This is a genomic window from Deinococcus sp. YIM 134068, from assembly GCF_036543075.1.
In the GTDB taxonomy this organism is placed as follows: domain Bacteria; phylum Deinococcota; class Deinococci; order Deinococcales; family Deinococcaceae; genus Deinococcus; species Deinococcus lichenicola.
The window spans coordinates 63,737-88,007 of record NZ_JAZHPF010000014.1 but is presented as its reverse complement, the minus strand read 5'-3'; the positions used below and the strand labels follow the sequence as shown (position 1 = coordinate 88,007).

24 protein-coding genes are annotated in these 24,271 nt (G+C 67.4%); 15 read left to right on the top strand and 9 right to left on the bottom strand.

Features of this window, described 5'->3' with window-relative positions:
• Positions 1 to 133: 133 nt before the first annotated feature.
• From lon to clpP, 3 genes are all read right to left on the bottom strand, one after another.
• Entirely contained in the window at positions 134 to 2,581 is a 2,448-nt protein-coding gene (gene lon, locus V3W47_RS13770; protein ID WP_331825796.1) for an endopeptidase La, read from the bottom strand.
• A 174-nt stretch (positions 2,582 to 2,755) separates the two neighbouring features.
• Positions 2,756 to 3,976: an ATP-dependent Clp protease ATP-binding subunit ClpX gene (gene clpX, locus V3W47_RS13765; protein ID WP_331825795.1), complete on the bottom strand. Its 1,221-nt coding sequence runs from the start codon at positions 3,974 to 3,976 to the stop codon at positions 2,756 to 2,758.
• Entirely contained in the window at positions 3,973 to 4,584 is a 612-nt protein-coding gene (gene clpP / locus V3W47_RS13760; RefSeq protein WP_331825809.1) for an ATP-dependent Clp protease proteolytic subunit, read from the bottom strand. Before clpP ends, clpX begins: the two co-directional genes overlap by 4 nt.
• Positions 4,585 to 4,914: 330 nt before the next feature.
• Here clpP and V3W47_RS13755 point away from each other — a divergent pair, with 330 nt between their 5' ends.
• The gene (locus V3W47_RS13755) at positions 4,915 to 5,976 is read left to right on the top strand and encodes an aldo/keto reductase (RefSeq protein WP_331825794.1); all 1,062 of its coding nucleotides are present in this window, start codon (positions 4,915 to 4,917) and stop codon (positions 5,974 to 5,976) included.
• Between the two features lie 335 nt (positions 5,977 to 6,311).
• Here V3W47_RS13755 and V3W47_RS13750 read toward each other — a convergent pair whose 3' ends face one another.
• Positions 6,312 to 8,009 carry a ribonuclease J gene (locus tag V3W47_RS13750; protein ID WP_331825793.1) on the bottom strand — a complete coding sequence of 566 codons (1,698 nt, stop codon included), beginning with the start codon at positions 8,007 to 8,009 and terminating at the stop codon, positions 6,312 to 6,314.
• A 353-nt stretch (positions 8,010 to 8,362) separates the two neighbouring features.
• Between V3W47_RS13750 and V3W47_RS13745 the strand changes: the two genes are divergently transcribed.
• Positions 8,363 to 9,028 carry a response regulator transcription factor gene (locus V3W47_RS13745; protein ID WP_331825792.1) on the top strand — a complete coding sequence of 222 codons (666 nt, stop codon included), beginning with the start codon at positions 8,363 to 8,365 and terminating at the stop codon, positions 9,026 to 9,028.
• Between the two features lie 155 nt (positions 9,029 to 9,183).
• A complete protein-coding gene (locus V3W47_RS13740) occupies positions 9,184 to 9,645 on the top strand; it encodes a response regulator (protein WP_331825791.1) in 462 nt (153 codons plus the stop codon).
• Between the two features lie 85 nt (positions 9,646 to 9,730).
• Here the strand turns inward: V3W47_RS13740 and V3W47_RS13735 are convergent, their stop codons facing one another.
• The gene (locus V3W47_RS13735; protein ID WP_331825790.1) at positions 9,731 to 10,276 is read right to left on the bottom strand and encodes a hypothetical protein; all 546 of its coding nucleotides are present in this window, start codon (positions 10,274 to 10,276) and stop codon (positions 9,731 to 9,733) included.
• 127 nt (positions 10,277 to 10,403) lie between these two features.
• Positions 10,404 to 10,952: an HD domain-containing protein gene (locus tag V3W47_RS13730; protein ID WP_331825789.1), complete on the bottom strand. Its 549-nt coding sequence runs from the start codon at positions 10,950 to 10,952 to the stop codon at positions 10,404 to 10,406.
• Positions 10,953 to 11,042: 90 nt separating this feature from the next.
• Between V3W47_RS13730 and V3W47_RS13725 the strand changes: the two genes are divergently transcribed.
• Together V3W47_RS13725 and V3W47_RS13720 are read left to right on the top strand one after the other, a co-directional pair.
• Complete coding sequence (locus V3W47_RS13725) at positions 11,043 to 12,182, top strand: GlgC family sugar phosphate nucleotidyltransferase (protein WP_331825788.1); 1,140 nt, start codon at positions 11,043 to 11,045, stop codon at positions 12,180 to 12,182.
• A 362-nt stretch (positions 12,183 to 12,544) separates the two neighbouring features.
• On the top strand, positions 12,545 to 13,258 hold the full coding sequence (locus V3W47_RS13720) for a DUF6973 domain-containing protein (RefSeq protein ID WP_331825787.1): 714 nt from the start codon (positions 12,545 to 12,547) through the stop codon (positions 13,256 to 13,258).
• Positions 13,259 to 13,633: 375 nt separating this feature from the next.
• Here the strand turns inward: V3W47_RS13720 and V3W47_RS13715 are convergent, their stop codons facing one another.
• The 3 genes from V3W47_RS13715 to V3W47_RS13705 form a co-directional block, all read right to left on the bottom strand.
• Positions 13,634 to 14,209, bottom strand: a complete 576-nt coding sequence (locus V3W47_RS13715) for an HNH endonuclease (protein WP_331825786.1) — start codon at positions 14,207 to 14,209, stop codon at positions 13,634 to 13,636.
• Between the two features lie 104 nt (positions 14,210 to 14,313).
• Entirely contained in the window at positions 14,314 to 14,991 is a 678-nt protein-coding gene (locus V3W47_RS13710) for a MarC family protein (protein ID WP_331825785.1), read from the bottom strand.
• A gap of 136 nt (positions 14,992 to 15,127) precedes the next feature.
• Positions 15,128 to 15,781, bottom strand: a complete 654-nt coding sequence (locus V3W47_RS13705) for a hypothetical protein (RefSeq protein WP_331825784.1) — start codon at positions 15,779 to 15,781, stop codon at positions 15,128 to 15,130.
• Positions 15,782 to 15,966: 185 nt separating this feature from the next.
• Here V3W47_RS13705 and V3W47_RS13700 point away from each other — a divergent pair, with 185 nt between their 5' ends.
• The 10 genes from V3W47_RS13700 (at position 15,967) to V3W47_RS13655 (ending at position 24,231) form a co-directional block, all read left to right on the top strand.
• Positions 15,967 to 16,524: a DUF4126 domain-containing protein gene (locus V3W47_RS13700; RefSeq protein WP_331825783.1), complete on the top strand. Its 558-nt coding sequence runs from the start codon at positions 15,967 to 15,969 to the stop codon at positions 16,522 to 16,524.
• A gap of 218 nt (positions 16,525 to 16,742) precedes the next feature.
• A complete protein-coding gene (locus V3W47_RS13695; RefSeq protein ID WP_331825782.1) occupies positions 16,743 to 17,123 on the top strand; it encodes a P-II family nitrogen regulator in 381 nt (126 codons plus the stop codon).
• A 10-nt stretch (positions 17,124 to 17,133) separates the two neighbouring features.
• The gene (locus V3W47_RS13690; protein WP_331825781.1) at positions 17,134 to 18,450 is read left to right on the top strand and encodes an ammonium transporter; all 1,317 of its coding nucleotides are present in this window, start codon (positions 17,134 to 17,136) and stop codon (positions 18,448 to 18,450) included.
• Positions 18,451 to 18,575: 125 nt separating this feature from the next.
• Complete coding sequence (locus V3W47_RS13685) at positions 18,576 to 18,950, top strand: P-II family nitrogen regulator (RefSeq protein ID WP_331825780.1); 375 nt, start codon at positions 18,576 to 18,578, stop codon at positions 18,948 to 18,950.
• A gap of 685 nt (positions 18,951 to 19,635) precedes the next feature.
• Entirely contained in the window at positions 19,636 to 19,953 is a 318-nt protein-coding gene (locus V3W47_RS13680; RefSeq protein WP_331825779.1) for a V-type ATPase subunit subunit G family protein, read from the top strand.
• On the top strand, positions 19,950 to 22,007 hold the full coding sequence (locus V3W47_RS13675) for a V-type ATP synthase subunit I (protein WP_331825778.1): 2,058 nt from the start codon (positions 19,950 to 19,952) through the stop codon (positions 22,005 to 22,007). Before V3W47_RS13680 ends, V3W47_RS13675 begins: the two co-directional genes overlap by 4 nt.
• 15 nt (positions 22,008 to 22,022) lie before the next feature.
• Positions 22,023 to 22,322: an ATP synthase subunit C-like protein gene (locus V3W47_RS13670; protein ID WP_331825777.1), complete on the top strand. Its 300-nt coding sequence runs from the start codon at positions 22,023 to 22,025 to the stop codon at positions 22,320 to 22,322.
• A 1-nt stretch (position 22,323) separates the two neighbouring features.
• A complete protein-coding gene (locus tag V3W47_RS13665; protein ID WP_331825776.1) occupies positions 22,324 to 22,884 on the top strand; it encodes a V-type ATP synthase subunit E in 561 nt (186 codons plus the stop codon).
• A gap of 16 nt (positions 22,885 to 22,900) precedes the next feature.
• Positions 22,901 to 23,878 (top strand): V0D/AC39 family V-type ATPase subunit, encoded by a 978-nt coding sequence (locus tag V3W47_RS13660; RefSeq protein ID WP_331825775.1) that lies wholly within the window; start codon positions 22,901 to 22,903, stop codon positions 23,876 to 23,878.
• Positions 23,875 to 24,231 carry a V-type ATP synthase subunit F gene (locus V3W47_RS13655; protein ID WP_331825774.1) on the top strand — a complete coding sequence of 119 codons (357 nt, stop codon included), beginning with the start codon at positions 23,875 to 23,877 and terminating at the stop codon, positions 24,229 to 24,231. The genes V3W47_RS13660 and V3W47_RS13655 overlap by 4 nt, the downstream gene beginning before the upstream one ends.
• Positions 24,232 to 24,271 lie beyond the last annotated feature (40 nt).

Below are 24,271 nucleotides of genomic sequence, written 5' to 3'. Positions count from 1 at the left end.
GCCAGCCGCCAGCCTTCAGCGGCCAGCAGAATCCCGGAGACAACCTTTCCAAGTGACCAACAGAAGAACCGCCCCCGATCACTGGAGGCGGTCCTTTCTTCTGCTGGTGGCCGGAAGCTGGCCGCTGGCGGCTTTACGCCCCCGGTCGCGCCACGTTCTGCCCCTGGCTGGGCGGAATCGTCGCGGGCTGGCCCTCTGGCGCGGGCAGCAGCAGCAGGTTCAGCACCTCGCCCACATGCTGGGCCGTGTGAATCCGCAGGTCGGCGCGAATGCTCTCGGGCACGTCCTGAAGGTTCGGCTCGTTGTCCTGCGGGAAGATGACCTCGCGGATACCGCCCTGGTGCGCGGCGAGCAGCTTCTCCTTGAGGCCGCCGATGGGCAGCACGCGCCCGCGCAGGCTGATCTCGCCCGTCATCGCCACGTCCATGCGGGCCGGGCGACCCGTGATCGCGCTGATGACGGCGGTGGCAATCGTGATGCCCGCGCTGGGGCCGTCCTTCGGCGTCGCGCCGTCGGGGAAGTGGACGTGCAGATCGAGATTCTTGTGGAAGTCGGGGTCGGCCCCGTACTCGGCGGCGTGGGCGCGCAGGTAGGCGACCGCCGCGCTGACGCTCTCCTTCATCACGTCACCCAGCGAGCCGGTCATGCTGATCTTGCCCGTGCCGGGGGTGGCGAGCGCCTCCACGACCAGCATGGTGCCGCCCACGCTCGTCCACGCGAGGCCCTGCGCGACGCCGATCTGGGGTTCCTTCTCCATCCGGTCGGGGCGGTGCAGCGGCACGCCGAGGTAGTCGGGAATCTGAGGCGCGTCAAGGACCTTCAGGCCCTCCCACGGCTTCTCCAGCAGCTCGCGGGCCGCCTTGCGGGCGAGCTTGCTGATCTGGCGGTCGAGATTACGCACGCCGCTCTCGGCGGTGTACTCCTCCACGATCCGGTTCAGCGCCGCGTCCGTGACTTCCAGCTTACCCGTCAGGCCGTGGCTCTTGATCTGGCGGGGCACCCGGTAGCGCTTGGCGATCTCCACCTTCTCGGGCTGGGTGTAGCCGGGAATCTGGATGACCTCCATGCGGTCGAGCAGGGGCCGGGGGATGGTCTGGAGGGTGTTGGCCGTCGTGATGAACATGACCTGCGAGAGGTCGTAGGGCACCTCGAGGTAGTGGTCCTGGAAGGTGTGGTTCTGCTCGGGGTCCAGCACCTCCAGCATCGCGCTGGAGGGGTCGCCGCGCCAGTCGCTGCTCATCTTGTCGATCTCGTCGAGCAGGATGATCGGGTTGGTCACGCCCGCCGTCTTCATCGCCTGGATGATGCGGCCCGGCATGGAGCCGATGTAGGTGCGGCGGTGGCCGCGAATCTCGGCCTCGTCCCGCACGCCGCCCAGCGCCATCCGCACGAACTTGCGGTTCAGGCTGCGGGCGATGCTCTTGCCCAGCGAGGTCTTGCCCACGCCGGGAGGGCCGACCAGCACCAGGATCGGGGCGCGCAACTCGCCGTCGTCGATGCGCTCCTCGGCGGTGCGCTCGCGGCGCTGCTCCTCGGTCTCACCCTCCTTGTGGGTGAGCTGGCGCACGGCCAGGAACTCCAGGATGCGGTCCTTCACGTCCCCGAGGGCGTAGTGGTCGGCGTCCAGAATCTCGCGCGTGCGGTTCACGTCGAGAATCTCCTCGTCGCGCTTGCTCCACGGCACGTCGGTCAGCCAGTCGATGTAGTTGCGGACGACCGTGCTCTCGGGGCTGCCGCCGGGAGTGCGCTCCAGGCGGGCCAGCTCCTTGAGGGCCTTGTCCTTGACCGACTCGGGCATCCCGGCGGCCTCAATCTTCTCGCGCAGGGCATCGACCTCGGCGGGGCCGTCCTCGCCGCCGCCCAGCTCCTTGCCGATGGCCTTCATCTGCTCGCGCAGGTAGTACTCGCGCTGGTTGGCGTCCATCTGCTCCTTGACGCGCCCCGCGATCTTCTTGTCCATGTTGAAGCGCTCGGAGTCGCGCGTCAGGAAGCGCAGCACCGCCTCCAGCCGGGTGCGCGGGGCAGCAGCGTTCAGGACCTCCTGCTTCTCCTCGGGCGTCCAGGTGGCGTGATGCGCGACGGAATCGGCCAGCGCGCCCGCGTCGTTCAGGTTCTTCAGGCCCTCGAGCTGGTAGTTGTCCAGCCGCAGGTTCTTGTTCTGGCGCTGGTACTCCTCGAAGGCCGACTTGACCTCCTGCACGAGCACCTGCACCTCGCGGGCCGCCGTCTCGTCCAGCGTTTCGGCGACGGGCAGCGTCTCGGCGCGCACCCGCAGGTAGGCGGCGGGCACCTCGCCCGTCACGCGGGCACGCTCCTGCGCCTCCACGAGCACTTGGTAGGTGTTGTCGGGCATGCGGACGACCTGCTTGACGACCGCCAGCACGCCCATCTCGTACAGCTCCGCGCGGGTGGGATCGTCGGTGCGGGCGTCCCGCTGGGTCAGCAGCAGCACGCGGCGGTCGGAGGCCTGCGCCTCGTCCACGGCGCGCTTGCTCTTGGGGCGGCCCACATCGACGTTCATGGTGATGCCGGGCAGGATCACGATGTTCCTGAGCGCAACTACGGGAAGTTCCCAGATCATGCTTGCTCCTTGAAACCGGGCCGGAAGGGGCCAGGGGGTAGGGTGAGGGGGAAAGCGGGGAACCCTGCGCAGGCCGCGCTCCTCTGTGGCGTGACCCCTGCAAAAGACACCCCGCCCACGATGTCCCCAGATTGTAAGGACGTGGGCGGGGGGTGGCTGTAATCTATCTCTCTTTTAAGCAGACTTCTTGAGTCCCTTCGACTCAAGCAGGCTCAGGGGATGGTCGATGCTGGGGGCGTCGAAGCGCAGTTCGCGCAGGCCCTCCAGCGGCAACTCGAAGAGGAGGTCGGTCATCGCCTTTTCGAGCACCGCACGCAGCCCACGCGCGCCCGTCTTGCGCTCCTTCGCCCGGTGAGCCACCTCACGCAGCGCGGCGTCGGTGAAACTCAGGTCCACGTTCTGGAACCCGAACAGCGCCTGATACTGCCGAACGATGGCCCCCTGCGGCTCGGTGAGGATGCGGACGAGCGCGTCCTCGTCGAGGTCCTGAAGCTGGACCACGAGGGGCAGGCGGCCCACGAACTCAGGAATCAGCCCGAACTTCACGAGGTCCTCCGGCAGGAAGCGCAGTTCCTCCTTCTCCTCACCCTTGTGCTCGGCCCCGAAGCCCACCGCGCGGACGTTGGTGCGGGCGCGGGCAATCTCGGCCATGCTCTCGAAAGCGCCGCCCACGATGAACAGGATGTTGCGCGTGTTCACCTGCACGAGTTCCTGCTGCGGGTGCTTGCGGCCCCCCTGCGGCGGCACCTGCGCGACCGTGCCCTCGATGATCTTGAGCAGCGCCTGCTGCACGCCCTCGCCGCTCACGTCGCGGGTGATCGAGGTGCCCTCGCTTTTGCGGGCGATCTTGTCGATCTCGTCGATGTAGATGATTCCGCGCTCGGCGGCGGCCACGTCGTACTCGGCGGCCTGGAGCAGCCGGACGATCACGTTCTCCACGTCGTCGCCCACGTACCCGGCCTCCGTCAGCGTGGTCGCGTCCGCGATGGCAAAAGGAACCTCCAGCATCTCGGCGAGCGACTGGGCGAGCAGCGTCTTGCCCGTGCCCGTCGGCCCGACGAGCAGGATGTTGCTCTTTTGCAGGTTCACGTCGGGGTGAGACAGGCGCTGGTAGTGGCTGACGACCGCGACCGCCAGCGCCTTTTTCGCCTCGTCCTGCCCGATCACGAACTCGTCGAGGTAGGCCTTGATCTCCTTCGGGCTGGGCAGCTCCGCGAGATTGAACTCGCTGCCCGCCTTCTTGTTCTGCTTGACGAGTTCGTGTGCCCGGTCGGTGCACTCGTTGCAGATGAAGGCCGCGCGCCCCGGAGCCTCGATGAGCTGGGCGACCTGGGGATGCTGCCGCCCGCAGAACGAGCAGCGGTCGCCCCCCGTCGTGCCGCCGCGCCCGGTCACAGGGCGGCCTCGGTCACGCGGGTGTGTTCGATCACCGAATCGATCAGGCCGTACTTCATCGCCTCGTCGGCGGACATGAAGTAGTCGCGCTCCATGTCGCGCAGCAGCTTGTCGTGGGGAAGGTCGGTATGGCGGTGGTACAGCCCCACCAGACGGTCACGCAGGTGCAGCACCTCCTTGGCCTGCACCTCCAGGTCGGGGGTGTTGCCCCGGAAGCCCGCCGACCCCTGGTGAATCATGATGCGGCTGTTGGGCAGGGCCATACGCTTGCCCTTGTCCCCGGCCATCAGCAGCACGCTGCCCATGCTCATGGCGATGCCGACGCAAATTGTCGAGACCGGTGCCTTGATGTAGCGCATGGTGTCGTAGATCGCCAGGCCCGCGTACACCTCGCCGCCGGGGCAGTTGATGTACATCTGGATTTCCTGCTCAGGGTTTTGCGAGTCGAGCAGGAGAAGCTGGGCCACGATGGTATTCGCCATCTGGGACTCGATGGGCGTGCCCACAAAGATAATCCGGTCCTTGAGCAGGCGCGAGTAGATGTCGTACATCCGCTCGCCCCGACCGGTCTGCTCGATCACGTAGGGAATCACGCTCATGGGGGCGATTATCGCACGGGACGAGAAGCGGAACGTGTCGGGATGGGGAGGGGGGGAGGGCAGGAGTCCCGGTGGCGGCACAGCGTTGGGGGCCTGGAAGTGGGCCGCCTCGTGCCACCCTACCGTCATGCACGGTGGCCTCCTCGTTACCTGAGCGCGATCATCTGAGCACGGCTTCAACCCGAGGGGGCGTCTCCCGGAAGTCATTCTCGGGATGGCCCGAACTTCAGAACCTTTCGCGTTGCAATGGACGGACTGGAGATTCCGCCCTCCTCACCCCTTACCTCATCCGTACGCCCCGGTACAGTCCACCGCCCCGTTCTCCCCCCACGCTGAGGTGTGAATCTCGCCTCTTACCGCGCGCTGGGCCGCTCGGGCCTGGTGGTCAGCCCCCTCGGCCTGGGCACCATGACCTTCGGCACCGCCCGCTGGGGCGCGTCCGACGACGAATCGAAGGCCATCTTCGACGCCTATGTGGAGGCTGGCGGCAATTTCATCGATACCGCCGACGTGTACGCCGGGGGCCGCAGTGAGGAGATGGTGGGGCGCTATGTGGCGCGGGGCCGGCTGCGTGACCGGCTGGTGCTGGCGACCAAAGCGTCGTTCGCCACCGACAGGGGCAACCCGCACGGCAGCGGCAACGGGCGCAAGCATCTGCGGCAGGCGCTGGAGGCCTCCCTGCGCCGCCTGGGCACCGACTACCTGGACCTCTACTGGGTGCATATCTGGGACATGGTGACTCCGGTGGAGGAGACCTTGCAGACCCTGGGGGACTTCGTGCGCGAGGGGCGCGTGCGGTACTTCGGATTTTCCAACGTGCCGGCCTGGTACGCCGCGCGGGCCGCCACGCTGGCGCAAGTACACGGCGTCCCCGGCCCGGTGGCCCTGCAACTGGAATACTCGCTGGTGGGCCGCGACCTGGAGCGTGAGCATGTGGCGGCGGCGCGCGAACTGGGGCTGGGTCTCACCCCCTGGAGTCCCCTGGCCGCCGGCTTCCTGACCGGCAAGTACACCCGCGAGGCCGGCGGCACCGGGGGCAGCGCCCAGGGCGAGGGCCGCCTGAACGGTCCCAACCCCTTTGGCGACACCAAGTTCACCGGGCGCAACTGGCACACGCTGGAGGTTTTGAAGACCGTGGCTGAGGGGGTGGGCCGCCCACCGGCGCAGGTGGCCCTGGCCTGGGTGGTGGCCCAGCCGGGCGTGACCTCCACCATCATCGGGGCCAGCAGCGCCAGACAACTGGCCGACAACCTGGCCTCGCTGGAAGTGCAGCTGAGTGCCGAGCAGTTGAAGCTGCTGGGTGAAGCCAGCACTCCCGAAGCGCCCCTGTTCTTCTCGGACACCCTGAGACGGCTCATTTTTGGCGGTGCGGACGTGCAGGGTTGGCTTCCGCAGCCGTAGATGGCAAAAGCCGCTTCGAGGCTCATCAGGTTGGTCACCCTGAGCGCGGGCGTTGGGTCGCGGCGCTCGGGGACGCTTCGTGGACGCTCAGCAGGACCACTCTTGTATGCCCCGCTCTGGGCGAGGCGAGGGGCCTATCCATCGGATGTCGAGCTGCTCCTTTGCCCCGTTGCCGCTCGGCGTGACCACTCTCGTGTTCACTGCTCCGGTGGACACCCACGGGAGGACGTGGAGCCGGTTCTTCTGCCCCTCCCCCTGGACTGGCAAAGCTGCGAACAAGCGGGAGGGGCGTCGCCCGAAACGACACCCCTCGACCTCTTGACCCCTGGACCCCCTCAGTCCACGATCATCGGGATCAGCACCGGGTTGCGCCCCGTCACCTTGCGGACGAACCTCCGCACGGCCCCGTACATATCGTCGCGCACGTCCTCCAGCCGCTTCTTCTCGCGCATTCCGCCTTCAACGGCCTCCAGCGCCACCTTGCGAATCTGGTTGTCGAGGTCGCGGTTGGCGCGCACGAAGCCGCGCGAGACGATCTCGACGTGGGGGGTAGGGTGCAGCACCGCCGTCATGATCAGGATGCCCTCCTGGCTCATGCTCACGCGGTCGAGCAGGATGTCGTCGCCGATGTCGCCCACGCCGAGGCCATCCACGTACACGGCCCCGGCGGGCACCGTGCCCGTCACCTTGAACTCGTCCGGGCCGAGCCGCACCACGTCGCCGTTCTTGGCGATGAGGGTGCGCTTGGGCGGGCGGGGAAGCGTCTGGGCGAGGCGGGCGTGGTTGATCTGGTGGCGGGGTTCGCCGTGCCACGGCAGGAAGAATTTGGGCCGGGCGAGGTTGAGGATCGTCGCCAGCTCCTCCTGCGAGCCGTGCCCGGAGGCGTGGACCCGGTAGGTCGGCGGGTAGTACACGTCCACACCGATCTCGTACAGGCGGTTGATGACGAGGTTGACGGCCTCCTCGTTGCCGGGGATGGGGTTGCTGCTCAGGATCACCGAGTCGCCCCGCCGCAGCGCGATCTTGGCGTGGGTGCCGAAGGCGAGGCGCGACAGCACGCTCATGGGCTGGCCCTGCGACCCGGTGCAGACGTACAGCACCTGCTGGTCCTGAAGGTTGCCGACCTCCTCGTTCGTCAGCAGGGGTTCGGGCAGGTCCATGTATCCCAACCCCTGCGCCACCTGTGCGTACTTGAGCATCGAGCGGCCCTCCATCACCACCCGGCGGCTCTGGCGGTGCGCGATCTGAATGACGTTCCCGATGCGGTGCACGTTCGAGGCGAAGGTCGTCATGAAGACGCGGCCCCGGCACTTGGAAATCACGTCCTCCAGGTTGCGCGTCACCTCCGCCTCGCTGACGGTGCGGCCCGGTCGCTCGGCGTTCGTGGAGTCGCTGATCAGGAGGAGCACGCCCTCCTTGCCCGCCTGCTCGATGCGCCCGAGGTCGCTGAGCTTGCCGTCGCTGGGTTCCTCGTCGAGCTTGAAGTCGCCCGTATGCACCACCCGCCCGACCGGCGTGGTCAGGATGTACCCCGCGTTGTCGGGGATGGAGTGGGTCATGCGGATGAACTCCACGTGGAAGCTCTTGCCGATGCGGACCTTGGCGTTCAGGTCCACCTCGCGCAGGTCCACGTCGCCGCCCCCCACCCCGAACTCCGCGAGCTTCTCGCGCACGAGGCCGAGGGTCAGGGGCGCGCCGTACACGGGCACGCGCGGCAGCCGGGGCAGGATATAGGGCAGGCCGCCGATGTGGTCCTCGTGGCCGTGGGTGAGAATCCAGCCCTTGATCAGCGCGGCGTGCTGCTGGAGGTAGTCGATGCGCGGGATGATCAGGTCGATGCCCATCTGGTGCGCGTCGGGGAAGGCGAGGCCGCCGTCCACCACCATGATCTCGTCGCCGTAGCGGTACGCGGTGATGTTCTTGCCGATCTCGCCCATGCCGCCGAGCGGAATGACTTCGAGGTGGGCGGTCTGCTCCGGCCCGGCCTGCTGCCCCGTCTGGGGGGTCCGGGCGTCTTGTTCTGGTTGGGTCATGTGTCGTCTTGGCTCCGGCGCACGCTTACTCTCCGGTGGTGTTCATCTGGTCTGTCAGAGACGGGTCGGGAACAGGGCGGCGCGAGGTTTGAATGGTGCGGCCACGCGGGGGCGCGGCCCGTGGAAGGCGGATTGTGTCACCCGACCACCGGGAAGGCGGTCGCGGCGCAGTGCGCTCAGGGTAGCACAGGGCCGCGTCTTGAGCCGACTGAAGAATCGGCCCGGCACATCCCGGCTCTGGCCCGCGCCGGTTGCCCATTCCCACGCCTCCGTTCCCCCGCCTCTGGCTCCCTAAACTCCTCCATCACGAAGTTGCCGGGTGAAGTCGTGGTGAAGACGCGTATCATGAAGGCGTGAACGCCCAACGAATCCTTGTGATCGAGGACGACCTCGACATCGCCAACGTGCTGCGGATGGACCTCACCGATGCCGGCTACGGGGTCGAACACGCCGACTCCGCGATGAACGGGCTGATCAAGGCCCGCGAGGACCACCCCGACCTGATCCTGCTCGACCTCGGCCTGCCCGACTTCGACGGCGGGGACGTGGTGCAGCGGCTGCGCAAGAACAGCGCCGTGCCCATCATCGTCCTGACCGCCCGCGACACCGTGGACGAGAAGGTCCGGCTGCTGGGGCTGGGGGCCGACGACTACCTCATCAAACCCTTCCACCCCGACGAGCTGCTCGCCCGCGTGAAGGTGCAGCTCCGGCAGCGCACCACCGAGAGCCTGAGCATGGGTGACCTCACCCTCGACCCCCAGAAGCGGCTGGTGACGTACAAGGCCGAGGAGCTGCGGCTCTCGCCGAAGGAGTTCGACATCCTCGCCCTTCTCATCCGCCAGCCGGGCCGGGTGTACTCGCGCCACGAGATCGGTCAGGAAATCTGGCAGGGCCGCCTGCCCGAGGGCAGCAACGTGGTGGACGTGCATATGGCGAACCTGCGTGCCAAGCTGCGTGACCTCGACGGCTACGGCCTGCTGCGGACGGTGCGCGGCGTGGGCTACGCGCTGCGGGGTTAAGGCGGGGAGGTTCGTGTGGCCGGTGACGGAGGCGTGATTTCGCCTGAGTAAGATGAAGGAGCGGTGATGATCCGGCCCTCCTTGTCGTATCCTGTGGACGAACCACCGGAGTTGCTCCTCGTCTTCCTCTCCTCCCAGGACTCCCCTTGATCCCCATGCCAGCGACCCCAGCCCCCGTCATCCCCTCGTCCCTGATCGAGATTCTGCTCGTGGAGGACAGCGAACCCGATGTCCTCCTCACGCAGGAGGCCTTCGAGGGTGCCCGCGTGCCCAACCGGGTCCACGTCGTCCGTGACGGGGTGGAGGCGCTGCGCTTCCTGCGCCGGGAGGCGGAGTACGCGGGGGCACCGCGCCCCGACGTGATCCTGCTCGACATCAACATGCCGCGCAAGAACGGGCTGGAGGTCCTCAGCGAGATCAAGGCCGACCCCGCGCTGGGCAGCATCCCCGTCGTGATGCTTACCACCAGCCAGGCCGAGGAGGACGTGCGCGGCTCCTACGCCCGGCACGCCAGCGGCTACGTCGTCAAGCCCGTGGGCTTCGAGAACTTCCTTCAGGCCATCCGCGCCTTCGAGGACTTCTGGATGACGTTCGTGCGGTTTCCGCCGCGCGCGTAGGGCGGCTAGCTTCCAGCACAATTCAGGACCAGAACAGAAAACGTCCCCAGCTCTTCAGGCCGGGGACGCTCGTTTTGAATCTGACTCAGCGGCGGTCGGTGCCGGTCGTGGTCGTGGTCGTCACCACGCGCTCGGGGCGGCGGTTGCGGCCCAGGAGGCCAGCGAGGCCAGCGAGGCCCAGCAGGCCCCAGGGGAACTGGCGGGTATCGGCCACGCCGTCGTTGTTGGAATCCACCACGCCGTCGCCGTTGGGGTCCACGGCCTCGTTGACCTCGGCGGCGGCGTTGTCCACGGCCTCGCCTGTGGCAGCGGCAGCGCCTTCGACGGCCTCACCGGTCGCGGCGGCGGCGTCACCCACGGCGTCTCCGGCGGCGGCGGCGGCGTCACCAGCAGCGTCCACCGCGCCCTCGACCGCATCCCCGGTCGCGGCGGCGGCCTCGTCCACGTTCTCGCCGATGCTCTCGGCGGCTCCGTCGGCAGCGTCGGCGTTGGTGTCGCCCGAGGTGGCGTCGGTGGTGCCCGTGTCGTTGCCGCTCGTGTCCTGCACCTGCACGAAGTGGGTGGAGGGCGCGGTGGCGAGGGCGGTGGGGGCGGCGAAGATCAGGGCGAGGGTCAGCAGCGTCTTATTCATGGGGTCTCCTTGAGTGCAGGCCGGAGAGGAGGTTCGGTCGAGCCTCCCCGAAGCGTCTTGCATTGTGGGCGGGAACCCTATGACGTGGCTGAGCTTTCCCTCCATAGGTTCTTTACGAGACAGGGGGTCAGGGCGTGCGCTCCGGTGTCATCTCCCGCATCGCCGCGAGGACGTTCGCCAGGTGAGCGTCCAGCTCCACCCCGAGTTCCCGCGCACCCTGCTCGACCTCCTCCCGGTTCACGCCCGCTGCGAAGGCCCGGTTCCTGAATCTCTTCTTGAGGCTGTTCAACTCGACCTGTCGCACGTCCCTATCAGGCCGGATGAGTGCCGCCGCCTGCACCAGTCCGGTCAATTCGTCCACGGCGAAGAGCGTTCGCGCCAGCAGGGTGACGCGCGGCGTGCCCGTGTACGTAGCATGTCCCATGATCGCGTCCAGCACCTCCTGGGGCGTGTCGGTGTGCTTTCGCAAGAAGTCCACACCCCACATCGGATGTTCCTCCGGGTGCCCCTCGTAGTCGAAGTCGTGGAGGAGGCCCGTCACGGCGTAGGTCTCCTCGTCCTCGCCCCAGTGCTGGGCGTACCAGCGCATCGCCGCCTCCACATTCAACATGTGCCGCCGCAACGACTCGGAGGGAGTGTGTTCGGTCATCAACGCGTAGGCCTGCTCGCGGTCCATGCCGCAGTTTAGGCACACGGGGCCGGGGAGGCGGAAGCGTCGTCAGCTTTCCCACTCGGCCCTCATGCCCGCCCCATACAGTCCGGGCAAATGCGAAACCTGCGAAGAGGTGGGCGGCTTGCCGTCCTCGGCCTGGGCATCGGCGTCGGGGCGGTGGCCCTGGCGGGCGGGGCGGAGGGGCTGCTCAGCCGCTTCCGGGCGGAGGTACCCGTCGTCACCAACGGCAGCTTCATCTCGCCGCTGACGGAGGTGTTCGGGGACATCAGCATCGGGCGGGGAAGCTTCGTGGCGGGCAACACCGTCATCACGGCGCAGCCCGGAACGCGGGCGTGCATCGGCAGTGAGTCCAACTTGCAGGACAACATCACCTTCCTCGCGCGGCGGGGCGAACCCACCCCGGCGGGCGGCTGCGGCCCGCGCGCCACCTCCGTCGGCCATCAGGCGAGCATCGCCCACCAGGCGACCATCCGCAACAGCGTGGTGGGCGACTTCACCTTCGTGGGCTTTCTGTCGCGGGTGGAAAACAGCGTGCTGGAGGACGGCGTGTTCGTCCTGCACGGGGCCATCGTGCGGAACGTGCGCGTGCCGCGTGACCGCCTCGTGCCCACGGGTGCCGTGATCACCACCCAGGCGCAGGCGAACGCTCTGCCGCTCAAGGCGGAGGCCAATGCCGAGTTTCAACGCGACGTGCTGGAGGTCAACGCGGAGTTCGCGGAGGGGTACACCCGGCTGTACCGGGAGCGGGGCTTCGACGGCGTGAACCGCGCGAGCGCCGCCCCCCGGACCTCGTGGAATCCCGACCCCATGCCTCCCACCCTGGGCCGGGGCGTGGAACTGGCCGAGTTCGCCCGCGTGGTCGGCGACGTGCGGCTGGGAGAGAACAGCGTCGTGGGCCGCCGCACCAGCATCCGCGCCGACGAGGGCGCGCCCATCATCATCGGCAGGAACGCCGAGATAGAGGACCGCGTGACCTTCCACGCCCTCAAGGGCACGAGTATCCGCATCGGCGACGGTCTGGATACCGACGACAACATCGTCTTCCACGGCCCGCTGGAGATGGGCAACAATGTCACCGTGGGCGACGACTCGGTGGTCTTCCGCTCCAAGATCGGGAATAACGTGACCATTGGCACGGGTGCCCTCGTCATCGACGTGACCCTGCCCGACGGTGCGAACGTGCCCGACAACGCGAGGATTCTGAGGCAGGCGGACGCGGACGCGCTTCAATAAACGGGGTTAGGACTCGTTTTCGACATTTTTGTGCGCTATAGGAACTGCCAGATCAACTCCTAGCCACGTTTAAGTCTAGAAATATTACAACTCTAAGTAATTCAATGTGCAATTGAAAATCCATCTGGTCACCCTCACGCCTTATACACGCCTTGGCAGTTATACTCTTTACGGGCCAAAAGTTTATGGAACTTTGAGATGTCGCCCGCCCATGCGACATTACGTTCTCAGTGATTAGGAGTTACTGCGATGCGTCGTGCTTTCCTTCCCGCAACACTACGCTTTCTGCCATTCTTTCTGCATGTGGGCAAGATAGGCCACAGGCTCCAGTACTATCAGGGACTCCCGCCGCTCTGCCAGGGATGAGGACGCTTGATTCCATTCCAACTACAAGCAAACCCAAACACTATCCAAATTTGGAAAAGGATTCATCGGAAGCGCAGAATGTTGTTAAGTCAGCTTACTCGCTAACAAGAGAACAATTAGAAAAGATAACAAGCTTACTAAATTCTTCCAGCAACTCTGACGTGTCGCAAAACATTGAATTATATAATGAAGTAGGAGCTTTAATCAAAAATCTTGTTAAGGAAAATGATGAGAAGTTGAGTCCTCAATATGGTGCGAGTATCAACCTGGATGAGCGCATCGCCTGCGTAGCCGTCGGCATTATCATATGTTCTATTGCAAGGGCAGACTCTCAGACAGCAGTAGCGGAGACTGCTAGACGCTTCGATTGGCAACCATATGAAGATGGCAATGAGGGGAATGCGTTTCAACACGCATATTGGAATGCCTTAATGAATAAACATGTCGGTGGTTGGGCTGCTTCAACCATAGCAACAGCTCATGAGACCGGGAGTCCCTCCTATGGTACTTTGGTCTCTCAGATGGACCTTTACAATAACAATGTGGGAAGACAAATACAATATTACAATCAAAGTCTTAGTGACTGGGCACTAGGGAACTTAGTTTACGATTACGATCGTTGGGGATACATGTACATTATGGAAAAGCATTACTGGAATAGACTTGTACCAAGTAACACATATAGCTACTACTGGCCTTTAGGCTACTAAGGACAGCGATGTGCTAGCCAAAGTGGGAGTGCCTTTACTTGTTTTAGCTATAGTTACCACAGGAGCCATACTTGCCTGGCGCTCCTATACATCAGGAGAGCGAATTGTGAAACTTCCCGCTCAATTAAACAGCGGTCTAGAAGCTTGTCTTCGCGAGAATAATATGCCTTTTAAAACGGATGAAAGATTTATAAGCATAAAGGTCAAACACCTCGAAAAGACTGAGGAACTATGTTAAGTGCAGTTTTGAGCTAATTACACCCCCTGTAAACTACTGCTCCGTAAGCAGGGGAGAACAAAAGAGGAGAGGGAGGCACCATCTGGTCTCTCCACTCCTCTTTCCTTTGAACCGTTATCTGTCTGACTGACCGCTTCTCAGCCCCGCTCGTGGATGTACTTGCTCCACTCCTGCTGCCAGTGGGCGAACTGGCCGTGGGCGTAGACGCCGAAGGTGGGGGCGCGGGGGCGGGTCCGCAGGGGCATTCCGGCCTCGTCGGGGGTGCGGTTGCCCTTGCGCTGATTGCAGCCCCGGCAGGCGGCGACGACGTTTTCCCACGCGTGACGCCCGCCGCGCGACCTCGGCATGACGTGATCGAGGGTGAGGTCATCCGGCGCGCCGCAGTACTGGCAGGCGAAGGTGTCGCGCCTCAGCACGTTGCGGCGGTTGAAGGGCACCGGGTGGACGCGCGGTCGCCGCACGTAGCGCCGCAGCCGGATGACGCTGGGAACCCGCAGCACCGTGGAGGGCGAGCGCACCACGTCGTCGCTCGCCTCCAGCACCTCGGCCACGCCGTACTGCACGAGCGTGATGGCGCGCTTGGCGCTCGTCACGTGCAGGGGTTCGTACGACGCGTTCAGGACCAAGACCCGTGGGGCATTCAGGTCCGCCGCCACGCGCATCCCGCGCGCCTCCTCTCTCGTCACGCTCGCTGTGGGGTTCACAGCCCGCATTCTAGGGTCTGGCGCGTCCCCGAATGTTGCGCCGAGTGGCTTAGCTGAGCTTGAGCCGCTTTTTGTAGACGTGAAGGGCGAGGAGGATAGAGTGGGCCGTTCGTCTACCCCGCCCACCCGAACGCGGCGAGAGTCGTCTCCGCCCCGCCCCGCAGGAACTCCAGCACGCCGTCCGCCACGTATTGCACGGCGAGGGCACCCAGCAGCACGCCGAGGACGCGCGTGACGACGTGGACGCCCGTCAGGCCGATGACGCGGGCGATCTGGCCGCTGAGGCGCAGGGCGAGGTAACACAGCCCCAGCACGAAGGAGGTCACGAGGAGCACCGCCGCGAGCAGGGGCGGGCTGCCGTGCGCGTCGCCCGCGAGGATCATGATGCTCGCCAGCGTGCCCGGCCCGGCGATGAGCGGGATGGCAAGGGGAAAGACGCTGATATCGGGGCGGTCCTGCGCCTCGCGCTCCTCTTCCGGAGTCTCCTTGCTGCCGCTGGGGCGCGCGAAGACCATATCGAGCGCGATTAAAAAGAGCAGGATGCCCCCCGCGATCCGGAAGGCGCTCAGGCTGATGCCGAGGTGGTCCAGCAGCTCGCGCCCGGCCAGCCCGAACACGAGGATGATGCCGCCCGCCACAAGCGTGGCCTTGATCGCCACCCGCCGCCGCTCGAAGCTCGGCCTGCGTCCCGCCAGCCCGATGAAGATGGGCGCGAGGCCGATGGGGTCCATCACCACGAGCATGGTCAGGAAGGTCTGGAGGCTCAGGCTGGAGAGTTCGGCCACGTTCACACCCTCCAGCCTACCCGCTCCCCCAGTCGCGCGAGGTTCGCGGTGTGCGAGGTCAGGCTCACCTCGGCTGTTCCGGGAGGAAATAGGAAGGACCGTCAGCCCGTCTCAGCTCTCTACTGGGGACCCCTGCGCCCCCTCAGCGACTGACATTCACCGTCAATGTTCCCACCGCCGTGAACGTCTGCCCGTCCCGCCGCTGGGTGCCCTGGACCGTCACCGTGTAGCTGTTGCGTGGGGCGTCCGGCGTCACCCGCAAGGCGAGCGGCACGGCCTCGCCCGCCGGGGCCTGTCGCCGCCCTGGGAGCGTGGGGACGACGTTGGGGTTGGTGCTCGCCGCGCTCAGGGCGAAGGGGCCGGGATGCGTCTGCGGGGTATAGCCGCCCACCCGCGCCGTGAGATTCAGCGTCTCGCCGGGGCGCAGGGTCACTTCCGCCACCGACCCCTGCCCCGCCGGGGCGACGACCACGTAGCCGCCCGCGCAGCCCGTCGCCCGCAGCACGCCGAGGTCGCGCACTCCGCCCGCCAGCGCCGGGAGAAAGGACGCCACCACCAGCCCCAGCCCGAGCGCCACCCGCCGGGGCCGCCCCCAGTTCGTCGCCGTGAGGGCCAGCCCCCCCGGCCCCAGCACGAGCGGCATCAGCAGGGCGAGGGTGGTCCGGCCCGTACACGGCCCCTCCAGCAGCGCCAGCCCCACGGTCCGCACGACCAGGAACAGCAGCGCCCCCACCCCCCACCCCAGCAGGAAGGCGGGCAGGGGGGATGGTCGGGCGGCGGGCGTGCGGGCGGTCATGCGGGCAGGCTAGCGCGGGCGGCGGGGGACAAAGGAGGCCGGGCCGGGGTGAGCGCCGCGCCGGGCAGGTCGCCGAGGACTCCCCACTCCGGCCCACTGCTCTTCGGGGCAACCCTCAGCTCCTCATCCCGTCCATCTCCTCGCCCACACCCGCCCCCTGCTCACCGCACCGCGTACTCTGTCCTATGGACCTCCTCTCCGGCCTGCTGTCGGCCTTCGGTCTGTCGGGGGCCGCCGGGTTGAACGCCTTCGTGCCCCTGCTCGTGGTGGGCTTCCTCTCGCGCTTCGGCGTGCTGGACCTCGCCGCGCCCTTCGACCTGCTCGGCAATACCTGGGTGCTGCTCGGTGTGGGCGTGCTCGGCCTGCTCGACTTCGTGGGCGACAAGATTCCGGGCGTGGACCACGTGTTGCACCTCGTCGGCGGCGTGGTGAACGCCTCGGCGGGCGCGGTGCTGTTCGCGGCGCAGGCGGGCGTGGCGGACGTGCCCCCGGCGCTGAGCCTCGCGTTGGGATTGATCGTGACGGGCGGCGTCCACGGCACACGGGCGGCGCTGCGCCCGGTGGCGACGGCCACGACGGGCGGCCTCGCCAATCCGGTTCTCAGCACCGCCGAGGACGGCCTGAGTCTGACGCTGAGCCTCCTCGCCGTCTTCGCGCCCCTCCTCGCCGCGCTGGGCGTGGTGGGCGTCCTCGTCCTCGCCTTTCGGATGTGGGGGCGACGGCGGGACCGTGCAGTGGCTTGAAGCCCCACGACTCCTGGGAGTTCAAGACCGAGTGGGAGAGGTGCGAATCGCCTCTCCCTTCTTTTGGCTGCCCCGCTCCTCTAGACCGCTCTCGTCAGAATGTTAGATAAAATCTGGACATCTGATCAAGAACAGATTGACACCTTACACATCCGCTCCTACGCTGACCCCATGCAGGGATGCGAACACTGCAAATTGAGCGGAAAAAAGGAGACGCCATGAAACTGATCACGGCGGTCGTGCGCCCGGAACGGGTGCAGCAGGTCAAGGAGGCGCTGTTTCAGGCGGGCATCAGCGGCATCACGCTGGGCCGCGTCTCCGGGCACGGCGGCGAGCAGGAGGTCGTGGAGCACTACCGGGGCACGCGGGTGATGGTGGAGTTCCGCGACAAGGTGGAGTTCCGCATGGCCGTCTCCGAGCCGTTCGTGGAGATCGCCATCCGCGCGATCTGCACGGCGGCCCGCACGGGTGAGGTGGGCGACGGCAAGATTTTCGTTCAGTCGCTCGACCGGGTGGTCCGCATCCGCACGGGCGAGGAGGACGCCGCCGCCCTGACCCCCGTCACCGAGAAGAAGCTCACGCCGGGCGTCCCGGTCTAAGGAGTTCCAGATGATCAAGACCGACCTGATCAAAAAAGGTCTGCCCCTGCTGCCCCTGCTGGGTGGCGCGGCCCTCGCGCAGGCCGAGACGCCCACGCTGAACTCCGGCGACACCGCCTGGATGCTCGTCTCGGCGGCGCTCGTGCTGCTCATGACGCCCGGCCTCGCCTTCTTCTACGGCGGCCTGACCCGCGCTCAGAGCGTGCTGAACACGATGATGATGAGCGTGGTGTCCATCGGCCTCGTCGGCGTCCTGTGGATGCTCGCCGGGTACACCCTCGCCTTCGGGGCGGGCGGCAACGCGCTCGTCGGCGGCCTGGGCAACCTGGGGCTGGAGGGGCTGAAAGACCAGCTCACGGGCACCATCCCGACCTACGTGTTCGCGGCGTTCCAGGCGATGTTCGCCATCATCGCGCTCGCCCTGATCAGCGGCGCGGTCGTGGAGCGGATGCGCTTCGGGGCGTTCATCCTCTTCGGCGGGCTGTGGAGCCTGCTGATCTACGCGCCGCTCGCCCACTGGGTCTGGAGCGCCGACGGCTGGCTATTCAAGGACGGGGCGCTGGATTTCGCGGGCGGCACCGTCATCCACATCGCGGCGGGCGTCTCGGCCCTCGTGGCGGCGTTCGTGCTCGGGCCGCGCATGGGCTACCCCCGCACGGCGCACGTGCCGCACAATGTCCCCTTCGTCCTCCTCGGCGCGGGCCTGCTGTGGTTCGGCTGGATGGGCTTCAATGCGGGCAGCGCCCTCGCCGCCGGGCAGACGGCGGGTCTCGCCTTCATCACCACCCTGATCGCCCCCGCCGCCGCGCTGCTGACGTGGCTCGCGTGGGAGAGCAGCCGCAACGGCAAGCCGACCGCCGTGGGTGCCGCCACCGGCCTCGTCGTCGGATTGGTCGCCATCACGCCCGCCTGTGCCTTCGTCGCCCCCTGGGCCGCCGTCATCGTGGGCGTGCTGGGCGCGACCGCGAGCTTCTGGGTCGTGCAGTACAAGCACAGCCTGAGGGCCGACGACGCGCTCGACGTGTTCGCCTGCCACGGAGTCGCCGGAATCGTCGGGGCGCTGCTGACCGGGGCGCTCGCGTGGACCACGGGCAGCGGCAAGCCCATCGGCGAGCAGATGATCACGCAGATCATCAGCGTGGTCGCCAGCATCCTCTACACGGGCATCGGCTCGTTCATCCTGCTGCGGCTCGTCGGGCTGGTCATGCCGCTGCGGGTCCCTGCCAGCCAGGAGGTCGCGGGCATCGACATCAGCGCCCACAGCGAGCAGGGCTACAGCGAGAACGAGACCGGCCTCGGTGCCCCCGTCTTCCTCGGCGGCGACTGACCGATCCCAACCCCGCACTCCCCCTAATCCAGAACCTCCACGTCCGTCCCGCCACCGACCGCATCCCCGGTGGCGGGACTTGCCGTCGTGAAGTGTGACCGCCCACGTTGGGGTACGGTTGAGCCATGAAACTGATCACGGCGGTGGTGCGCCCCGAGCGGGTGCAGCAGGTCAAGGAGGCGCTGTTCCAGGCGGGCATCAGCGGCATCACGCTGGGCCGCGTCTCCGGGCACGGCGGCGAGCAGGTCATCGTGGAGCAGTACCGGGGCACGCGCGTCATGGTGGAGTTCCGCGACAAGGTGGAGTTCCGCATCGCCGTGTCCGAGCCGTTCGTGGAAACCGCCGTCGCCGCCATCCTGCGCGGGGCCAGGACGGGCGAGGTCGGGGACGGCAAGATTTTCGTCCAGCCGCTCGAACGGGTCGTCCGCATCCGCACCGGGGAGGAGGATCAGGCCGCCCTGACCCCCGTGAACGAGAAGAAACTCGCGCCGGGCATGTGAGGGCGTGGTTGAGAGGGGTCCTGGACGCAGGACGAAGAGCCTCGTTCGCCCTTCCTCCTGAATGTCTGATACGTGATGGGAAGTCGGCGTGCTTCTTCTCTCCTCTTGTAAGGCCTGATGTGGAATAGAAACCCAGCGCGCCAGACGTGCCCTTTTCTCCCTCCCTCCTTGTGGGGGAGGGTCGGGGAGGGGGTGACGAGCGACGCTCGTCCTCCTGCCAGAAGATAAAAACGCTCCTTTCACTCTATTCGCAATTCACATCAGGCGTTTGCAGGAGAGGACCGGGGAGAGGGGTGACGAACACCGCTCGTCCTTCTTCTGGACGGTGAAGACGTTCCCCGACTCGTTGTGGTCGTCCCTCAGCCGCCCTCCACGGTCAGAATGTAAGAACCGTTTTCCAGACGGACTTGAGCACACAGTCCACGCCCTGTTCTCACCCCCAGGAGGACGGGCGCGGGGGGCCGCTCCTGTCACCTCCCCCATGAACTGCGGGACGCTTGGCCCTCCGGGGCGGGAAAGAAGGCTGTGTTAGGATGCTCCACGAGTCTGACGCCATTCCAAAGGTCGGGCCAACGCAGAACGTTCACCGCACCCCGCACACCCGGTCCCTTCGACGGGGGTTTTTTGGGGCGGGGTGGCTCCGAGCCACGCAAGGACGATGTTGTGAGAGGAAAGGAGGAGGGATTTGGACGTTTCCAGTCGAGTCTTGAGTGAGCTGGCGAGCCGTGAGGCGGCCCTGGACGCGCAGATCGAGGCGGCCCGTGAGGACGCGCGGCGGGAGGTCGAGGCCGCCGAGGCCGAGGCCGCGCGCATCGTGCAGGCGGCCCAGGCCCGCGCCCAGGCCATGCAGACCGAGAGCGAGCAGGCACTTCAGGCCGAGGCCGCGCGCATCCGCGACGAGGCCCGCCAGCAGGCCGAGCAGGGCACCCAGGCCACCCGTGAGCGGGCGAGCGGGCGGGTCCAGCAGGCCGCCGAGCTGATCCTGCGGGCGGTGCTGCCGTGATCAACCCCATGCAGCAGGTCGTGATCGCCGTTCGCAAGCGCGACAGCGAGGCGGTCATCACGGCGCTGCAAGACGCCGGGGTCCTGCACCTGCGGCCCATCACGGGCGGCCCACTCTCCACCGGCTCGCTCGCCGGGCAGGACGCCCAGTCCCGCCGCGAGGACGAGCGGCTCCTGGCCCGCGCGGAGAGCACCATCGCCGAACTCGGGGCCTACCGTCCCGCGCCCGCCCCGCTGCCCGCCCAGGGCGAGTGGGAGCGCGTGGTGGAGGACGCGGCGGGTCCCGTCTCGACCCTCGCCCGTCAACGCCAGGACCTCCAGGCGGACCTCGACGCGGAGGCCGCCTACGGGGACGCGGTGCGCGCCCTCGCCCGGCTCGCCGGGGGGCTGGACCGCAGCCGCCGCCTCGCCGTGGTGCCCTTCCTCCTCCAGCCCAGCGACAACCTCGCCGACCTCGACGCCGCGCTGGCATCGGCGCTCCCCGAGCGCTACGCGCTGGCGACGGAGACGGTGGGCGTCAACCGCGTCGGATTGATCGCTACCCTGCGTGGCGACCGGGACGCGGCCCGTGGGGCGCTCGGTCGGGTGCGCCTCGGTGAGCTGCGGCTGCCGGGCCGCCTCGACGGGATGCCCCTCTCCGAGGCCGCCGCCGAGCTGGAGCGGGTGCGGACGGGCGGGGCCGAGCGGTCGCGGCGGCTGACCGAGGACCGCGACCGCCTCGCGCAGGCGCACGGGCCGCTGCTGTTCGCCGTGCGCGACGCGTTGAAGGACCGCGTGGCGATTCACGACGTGCGCGCCGTGTCCGCGCGGGGCAAGTACAGCCTCGCCATGCAGGGCTATGTGCCCGCCGACCGGGTGCCCGCGCTGACGGGGGCGCTCGGCGGGTTCGGGGACGCGGTGAGCTACGAGTTTCACCCCGTGGACGAGCACCACGACGCCGCCGTGCCCGTGCAGCTCAAGAACAACGGCTACGTCCGGCCCTTCCAGGTCGTGATGGGGCTGATGAGCCTGCCGAAGTACGGGACCTTCGACCCCACCTGGGTCGTGGCCGTCTTCTTCCCGCTCTTCTTCGGCATCATCATCGCGGACGTGGGCTATGGCCTGCTGTTCCTGCTGTTCGGCCTGTGGCTGGGCGGCAAGGCGCGGCGGAACGAGGGCTGGGACCTGAGCTTCTTCGGGGCCTACGTGCCGCCCGCGACGCTGCGTAACCTCTCGTTCGTCACGAACGTGATGGCGGCGTGGAGCATCCTGTGGGGTGTCATCACGGGCGAGCTGTTCGGCACGCTCGGCGAGCACCTCCACCTCTTCTACGTGGACCCCAACCTCGTGAACAACCTGTGGGGCTGGACCGGCATCCGCGCCGAGGCCCACGCGGGCGAGGAGCACTACGGGCTGATCCCGACGCTCTTCCCGCGTCTGGAGACCGAATACTTCTCGAACGTGGCGCTCGTCTTCGCGCTGCTCTTCGGCATCCTGCAAGTGCTGTGGGGGTGGGGCATCCGCATCCAGCAGGGGATCAAGCACCGGGACGCCACCCACACCTGGGAGGGCCTGGCCCTCTTCGGCGGCGTGCTGGCGCTGATCTGCATGGCCTTCGCCACGCAGGCGGGCAAGGACTTCGGGCAGTTCACCAACTTCGCCAACCCGCTGATCCTGGTGATGTACCTCGGCTTCGCGCTGTTTCTCGTCGGCTGGATTCGCGTCATCCGTCACTTCCCGCTGCTGCCCATCGAGCTGCTGTCGCAGGGCGGCGCGGTCGTGAGCTACGCCCGTATCTTCGCGGTCGGGCTGGTCTCCGCGATCCTCGCCAAGCTGTGCTCGGACGTGGGCTGGAGCATGTACGAGCGCATCGGCTTCCTGGGGATCATCCTGGGCATCGTGCTCGGCGTGTTGCTCCACTCCTTTGTCCTCGCGCTGACCCTCATCGGCCACATCGTCCAGCCGCTGCGTCTGCATATGGTGGAGTTCCTGAACCCCACCGGCTTCAACGCCGAGACCAGCCCCGCCTACAACCCCCTTCGCCGCCTCAGCCCCACGAGTGGGGCAGGTAAGTAAAACAGGAGCCTACCCATGACCAAGTACAACAAGATCGTCCTCGCCTCCCTCGTCCTCGCCCTCGCCACGACCGGTCTCGCGCAGGAGGCGGGAGCGGGCGACGACGGAACCTACCGTGGCCTGCGGGCGCTCGGCGCGGGTCTGGCCCTCGGCCTCGGCGCGGTGGGCACCGGCATCGCGCAGGCGCGGATCGGCTCCAGCCTCGTCGGCGCGGTCGCCGAGGACGCCAGCAAGGCCGGTAGCCTGCTGCTGTACTTCCTGATTCCCGAGACGCTCGTGATCTTCGGCTTCCTCGCGCTGTTCATCCTCAACTGAGATGGCGCTCGACAAGCTCCTCGAACACGAGGCGCAGGCGGAGATCGAACGCGTCCGCGCCGAGGCCCGCGACCGCGCCGGGATGATTCTGGCCGGGGCGCGCGAACGTGCCCAGTCCCTCATCGACAGCCGCACCCGCGCCCTGGAAACCCAGCGTCAGGCCGGGTTGGTGCGCGCCCGCTCCTCCGCCGACCTCGAACTCAGCGCCGCCCGGCTGAACGCCGGCGAGCAGGGGTTGGGGCAGGTGTACGGGATGGTCGAGCAGTACCTCCAGGGCATCACTCAGGCCCCCGAGTACCGCGAAATCCTGGGCCGCCTCATCACCGAGGCCCGGCAGGCCATCCCCGATGCCGAGGCGGTGGAGGTCAACCCGGCGGAGGTCGCGCTCGCCCGTGAACTCGTGCCCGACCTGCCCGTGCGGGAGAACCCGGCGATCCGGGGCGGCGTGCGGCTGCTGGCGCGCGGTGGCAAGAGCGGCATCACGAACACGCTGGGCGGTCGCCTGGAGCGCGTGAAGGCCGAACTCGCCCCGCAGGTCAGTCGCCTGCTCGCCGGGGAATAGGGGGTCGGCTGCGCCCATGCCCGACGACTACGCCTATATCAATACGCGCGTCCGCGTGATGCGGACCAAACTGCTCGACGGTCGCGCGCTCGACTCCGCGCTCGCGGCGGGCAGCTACCAGGAGTTCCTGCGCGTCCTCACCGAAACCGACCTCGCCGCCAACCTGCGCGAGACGACCGGCGAGGGCGCGGGCCTGCCCGAACTCGACCGGGCGCTTTCGCAGAACCTCTTCGCCACCACCCGGCGGGTCCTGGGCTTCGCGGACGGCGAGGCGCGGCGGGAGATCGAGGTCCTGCTGATGCGCTGGGACCTGATCAACCTCAAGACGATTGCGCGCGGCATCGTGAGGGGCCGGGGCACCGACGCGATTCTGGAGGGGCTGATTCCCGGCGGGACCATCAAGCCCGCCGCCCTCCAGGCCGCCGCACAGAGCACCGACTTGGCGAGCGCCGCCACCGCCATCGCGGTCAGCGGGCACCCGCTCGCCCGCTCGATGCGCGACGGGGCCGCCGCCTACGGGGCGAGCAACCGCCTCCTCGATCTGGAGGTCGCGCTCGACCAGGGCTACTACCGCTACGCCCTCTCGGTGGCGCGCAATACCAGCCTGCGCCGCTACCTGGGCCGGGAGATCGACGTGCGGAATGCCCTGATCGTCCGTGGCACGCGCGGGCAGGCGCTCGATCCCAACCTCTTCGTGCCGGGCGGACACCTCGACGCGGGCGGGTACAGCCGTCTGGCGGGCGGGGACGCGGGGGGTCTGCCGGACGCGGCGGCTATCCTCGACGCCCCGTCGTTGGAGGAGGCCGAGGTCGCGGCCCGCGCCGCCCTCGACCGCGCCGCGCGCAACACGTCCATGAGCGACCCCGAGGGCGTGGGCGTGATCCTCGACTTCCTGCGCCGCAAGGAAATAGAGATCGCCAAGCTGCGGCTGATCGGGCGGGGCAAGTTCTACAACCTCGCCACCGACCAGATTCGCCGGGAGGTGCAGGCATGACCGCCAAAGCCGGAACGGGCGCTCAAACCCAGCGGGTCGCCGTCCTCGCCGACGCCGAAACCGCCACGGGCTACCGCCTCGCGGGCGCGGAAGTCATCGAGGCGATCCCCGAGACCGCCGTGCGCGAACTCGAACGGGTTATCACGGAGGGGCGGTACGGCCTCGTCGCCGTGGACACGGGCCTCATTCCCGACCCGGGGGCGGCCACCGCCCGCGTGATGCGGGGCCGCGACCTCCCCATCCTGCTGCCCATCCCCAGCCTCAGGGACGCCTTCGCCACCGACACGGTGGACGCCAAGGCGTACATGGGCAAGCTGGTGCGGGAGACTATCGGGTTCGATATCAAGCTCTAGGTCGAGGGGTCGAGGAGTCCAGGGGTCGAGAAAAGGCACA

Excerpts from the sequence above, each read along its gene's own strand:
- lon (WP_331825796.1), bottom strand. The coding sequence starts at position 2,581 with ATGATCTGGGAACTTCCCGTAGTTGCGCTCAGGAACATCGTGATCCTG.
- V3W47_RS13750 (WP_331825793.1), bottom strand. The coding sequence starts at position 8,009 with ATGACCCAACCAGAACAAGACGCCCGGACCCCCCAGACGGGGCAGCAG.
- V3W47_RS13740 (WP_331825791.1), top strand. The coding sequence starts at position 9,184 with ATGCCAGCGACCCCAGCCCCCGTCATCCCCTCGTCCCTGATCGAGATT.
- V3W47_RS13735 (WP_331825790.1), bottom strand. The coding sequence starts at position 10,276 with ATGAATAAGACGCTGCTGACCCTCGCCCTGATCTTCGCCGCCCCCACC.
- V3W47_RS13730 (WP_331825789.1), bottom strand. The coding sequence starts at position 10,952 with ATGGACCGCGAGCAGGCCTACGCGTTGATGACCGAACACACTCCCTCC.
- V3W47_RS13725 (WP_331825788.1), top strand. The coding sequence starts at position 11,043 with ATGCGAAACCTGCGAAGAGGTGGGCGGCTTGCCGTCCTCGGCCTGGGC.
- V3W47_RS13720 (WP_331825787.1), top strand. The coding sequence starts at position 12,545 with ATGAGGACGCTTGATTCCATTCCAACTACAAGCAAACCCAAACACTAT.
- V3W47_RS13715 (WP_331825786.1), bottom strand. The coding sequence starts at position 14,209 with ATGCGGGCTGTGAACCCCACAGCGAGCGTGACGAGAGAGGAGGCGCGC.
- V3W47_RS13705 (WP_331825784.1), bottom strand. The coding sequence starts at position 15,781 with ATGACCGCCCGCACGCCCGCCGCCCGACCATCCCCCCTGCCCGCCTTC.
- V3W47_RS13700 (WP_331825783.1), top strand. The coding sequence starts at position 15,967 with ATGGACCTCCTCTCCGGCCTGCTGTCGGCCTTCGGTCTGTCGGGGGCC.
- V3W47_RS13695 (WP_331825782.1), top strand. The coding sequence starts at position 16,743 with ATGAAACTGATCACGGCGGTCGTGCGCCCGGAACGGGTGCAGCAGGTC.
- V3W47_RS13690 (WP_331825781.1), top strand. The coding sequence starts at position 17,134 with ATGATCAAGACCGACCTGATCAAAAAAGGTCTGCCCCTGCTGCCCCTG.
- V3W47_RS13685 (WP_331825780.1), top strand. The coding sequence starts at position 18,576 with ATGAAACTGATCACGGCGGTGGTGCGCCCCGAGCGGGTGCAGCAGGTC.
- V3W47_RS13670 (WP_331825777.1), top strand. The coding sequence starts at position 22,023 with ATGACCAAGTACAACAAGATCGTCCTCGCCTCCCTCGTCCTCGCCCTC.
- V3W47_RS13665 (WP_331825776.1), top strand. The coding sequence starts at position 22,324 with ATGGCGCTCGACAAGCTCCTCGAACACGAGGCGCAGGCGGAGATCGAA.
- V3W47_RS13660 (WP_331825775.1), top strand. The coding sequence starts at position 22,901 with ATGCCCGACGACTACGCCTATATCAATACGCGCGTCCGCGTGATGCGG.
- V3W47_RS13655 (WP_331825774.1), top strand. The coding sequence starts at position 23,875 with ATGACCGCCAAAGCCGGAACGGGCGCTCAAACCCAGCGGGTCGCCGTC.